This window comes from Paenibacillus sp. 2TAB19 (assembly GCF_052115185.1).
GTDB lineage: Bacteria > Bacillota > Bacilli > Paenibacillales > Paenibacillaceae > Pristimantibacillus.
The window spans coordinates 1-3,991 of record NZ_JBFRGE010000157.1; the positions used below are offsets into that span (position 1 = coordinate 1).

The window sequence follows — 3,991 nt, forward strand, 5'->3', positions numbered from 1 at the left end:
CTCCGTTGCCACGAAAAAAGCAGTTAATAAAATAAGAAGAGCAACCATGAATAAATTGAATCCTATACCCATTTTCGTTTCTCACTACCCTTTGTTTTTTGAATTTTTTAGTTAACCAACCTGTACATCTCCTAACGTTAGGAGTGTGGTAATTAAACTATACMGAATGATTACAACATATGACAACCGTCGTATGCAACGTTAAGCGCCGTTTTTGCACGATAAACGGTATTTTGGAAAGCACGATGGCTTGTTTTCATTGAATATCGTCCCTTTACAACCCTCTAATGCGAGCATATGATAAGTTCATAAGAACTTGTAAGCAAATTTGACGAAGTCGTGAATGCKAGGAGGAAGGAATATGGAGTCCTTTACGCTTACTCGAAAAGAGATGGCGGAGCTGTTACTCTCCTTGCGCGGCAGCAGCAGTCAGAAGCCGATTCAAGTGCTGCAGAGCGCTTGGGCGAAGTCGCATCGGTACGATCTGGAGAAGGGGACGACATTGCCTGCCTTTCTCGCCACGCTTCTGCCGCCTATAATAGAGAAGTTAATTAAGGGCAGTGAGGTGAAAGGCTTCTCGCTGCAGGAAATATCGGCGCTGGGTCAGCTTATTGAATATTCGAACCTTTCCATTACTTCTATGCAAAATTGGGTCAAAAGAGACTTTARGTCGTATTTTGACTGTCCGAAGGCCGGGAAGAAATATTCCCTTAATCAAGCTGCGCTGTTGTTCATTATCGATGATCTGAAGTCGAATCTCGACTTCGAGTCGATACGTAAGCTGTTCGAGATTGTGCTCGGTAAGCCGGAAGACGAGTCCGATGATCTTGTCGGTCCGATCGAACTGTACGCCACTTATACGAAGATGTTCGAGGAGCTCGACGCGAATAACGACCAATTACTCGATATTACCGGCCATCTGAAGGGGCAGCCACACCAGGACCTGCTTACAGAGGAGGTCATTCGAGGAGCGGCCAATCGGTTTGCGGACAGGCTGTCGGGATTGACGGACAAGCAGCGGGAAGCGATACGCAATATTTTGCTGGTAGCCGTCATATCGATTCAAACGTCCTATTTTCATACTCTCGCAAGAAGGTATTGCAATGCGACCCTGTTCCTGAATTCGCCATGAAAAAATAGGAAAAAAGGATGTACATGAGAGGAAATCTGTCCTATAATGTAAGCTGATGTAAAAAACAGACAAACTGAAAAAGGCAAACTTGTCGAAAGGCAAGGACGCAAAGTTATGGGCCTAAGGGGCAAGACGCTATGGCTGCCAGACCGCCAGTTGGTTAGATTAGCTTTATTTAGCTATCCGCCGACTGGGGCCTGGATAGCTTTTTTGCTATTTTTCGAGTAGACAGAGGGAGCGGGAGAATCAGCATGAAGGCAGCATCGTGGGCAACAACAGGAAAAGCATGGCTTGGCAAAGCACTGCAAACAGTAAGGCAAGTAAGCTTGAAAAAGTTGAACGGGAAGAAGATTACGACGAAGTTGTTTATTATCTCCGCCATTATTACCCTATTTAACTTAGGTGCTGGGGCATTCATCTATACCCAGAACTTATCGGTAGCAAACGCGGTAGATGAGTCCGAGAAGCTGTCCGAAGCTGAACGTAATTACCAAGCGGTGTCGGGCAAGCTGCTGAAGACGATGCTGAAAATGATCGATGCGATCGAGAACGGTACCGAGGAAGAGAACGCTGTTGCGATTAAGACGGAGTTAGCGACAATCCCGACTAGCTTAGAGCAATTAAGTAAACAATTCGAGGCTATGGATATTAAATATCCGGCCGAAGAGAATGCTCAAAAATATGTGAATCAGATCAAGGTGCTGGATCTTGCCTATACGAATTTGAGCACGACTTCTATTGATGTCAATGCATTAACGGCTGAAGAAAAGTCGCTGCGCGTGTCGGATCTGATCAGCGTCTACACGATCATAATTGATTTTTCCAAAGAAGCGATGGAGAAAAAGTTGTCTGAAGATACGCAGTCTATGCAGAAGTCGCTTAACAAAAGCGTCGATAGCGCGAATATAATCATTCTCGTGAATGTCATCCTATTGGCGGTATTGCCTGCCTTTATGATATTTGGCATTACACGTTCGATTAAGACCGGCTTGTCCGGCATTATGAAACGGATCGAAGCGTACCGGAACAATCAATTCACGGAGCAGTCGAAGCTGCAGCGCGCCGATGAATTCGGAGATATCGACGCATCGCTCGCCGACATGGGCAGCAACCTGCGCGAGACGATCAAAGCGACGATTGATGTGAGCGGTACGGTGTTAGGCGTATCGAACCAGATGACGGAGAAGATCGGCAGCAACCGTGACGCTTCCGAGCAGGTCAAAGGCCAGATCGAATATGGCAAGACGTCATTGCAAGCCCAGTATGACGACGCATCATCGATTTCGGCGGTAACCGAACAAATCTCGGCAAGCTCGGAAGAGATCGCGGCGTCCAGTGAGTACATAAATGGCGATATGCAGAAGATGAAGCAAGCATCGCTTAACGGCTCGCAACAGATGGCGGGCGTTGTGCTGAAAGTGAATGAGACGGCGGAGCAGTTCGATAAACTGACGGCCGCATTCGAATCGATGAATGAACGCTACGGCAATGTTGCGAAGTTCCTGGCAGGCATTCAAGATATTAATACGCAGACGAATCTATTATCGCTTAACGCATCGATCGAATCGGCACGCGCAGGCGAGCACGGTCGCGGCTTCGCGGTCGTTGCAGAAGAAATTCGCAAGATGTCGGGTCAGACCGACGCAATCTCGAAGCAGATTACGAAGGAGCTGGCGCTTATTCAAGCGGATGTCGCAGCCAGCGGCCGTACGATAAGCCAATTCTCGGATGTCATCAAGTCTACTCGCGAGACGTCGGAAACGGCTAGCGAGACGTTCCAGGCAATTGAAGCGCAGAGCGGAGTGTTATCTGATCAAGTGAGTGAAATATCGACTGCGATCAACGAGATTACGCAAGGCATGACGCATATCGTTACGGCCGTCGATAAGCTGCTGGAGAAATCGACGGAAGTGAACGGCCAGATGGAAGGAATAAGCGGTCTGTCCGACATGCAGAACGGCATTTCCGACGAGCTGGGCGAATTGTCGAAGCGGTTGACGGAATCATCGGAGGCGCTCAAGGAACGCGCTTCGGTATTCAAAATATAGGACAGGGCAATCAGGACAGGGAGTGCAGAGCGATAGCCGCTCTGCACTCTTTTTATTTATAAACGGCAAAGAGTGTCGGACATCGATCAATATGTCGATAAAGAAGGATAACGTTCAAGAACAGCGAATGATGAACGTATACAGACGGCATTGCCTTTGAACTAAGTTTAACTTACATATTGGAGACAGGTGATACGATGAGCGAAATGAACTTTCAAGTAAATTTACAGGGCATGATTGAACTGCTCTCCAAGCATCTATATTCGAATCCGGGCGTGTTCGTAAGAGAGCTGCTGCAAAATGGCGTCGACGCTATCACAGCTCGCAGGAAGCTTGGGCATCAATTTGAGCCGAAAATATTATTTGAGCTATACGCATCGAAAACAATTGCGATTCATGACAACGGCATCGGCCTTACGGAGCCCGAAATTCACCGCTTCCTCTCGCAGATCGGAAGCACGTCTAAACGCGAGGAGTTGGATGGGGATGACGACTATATCGGCCAGTTCGGGGTCGGCATGCTGTCCTGCTTCGTCGTAAGCGCTGAGATCGTGCTGATCACGCGTTCTGCGCTGGAGGGCGACACGCTGGAATGGCGCGGCCGACAAGACGGCACGTATACGATCCGCAAGCTGAAGCGCGAAGCGCCGATCGGGACAACGATTTATTTGACGTGCAAGGAAGACTATGAGGAATATTATGAATGGTTTAAATTAGAGCAGCTTATGTCGCATTACGGCGAGTTTCTGCCGGTGCCGATTCGTTTGTCCGAGGATCGCTTTGAGCGAAATATTAACGGTGCGCTGCCGCC

Annotated in this window: 3 protein-coding genes and 1 riboswitch; all 3 genes read left to right on the forward strand. The window is 48.2% G+C overall.

Going from position 1 to position 3,991, the window contains the following annotated elements:
* The first annotated feature begins 361 nt into the window (after positions 1–361).
* Positions 362–1,132, forward strand: a complete 771-nt coding sequence (locus tag AB4Z33_RS30370) for a DUF1836 domain-containing protein (protein WP_442053474.1) — start codon at positions 362–364, stop codon at positions 1,130–1,132.
* Between the two features lie 71 nt (positions 1,133–1,203).
* Positions 1,204–1,289, forward strand: a riboswitch (cyclic di-GMP riboswitch).
* A 94-nt stretch (positions 1,290–1,383) separates the two neighbouring features.
* On the forward strand, positions 1,384–3,180 hold the full coding sequence (locus tag AB4Z33_RS30375) for a methyl-accepting chemotaxis protein (protein ID WP_442053475.1): 1,797 nt from the start codon (positions 1,384–1,386) through the stop codon (positions 3,178–3,180).
* A 197-nt stretch (positions 3,181–3,377) separates the two neighbouring features.
* Positions 3,378–3,991: ATP-binding protein (locus AB4Z33_RS30380; protein ID WP_442053476.1), on the forward strand; the 614-nt coding region annotated here is incomplete at its 3' end.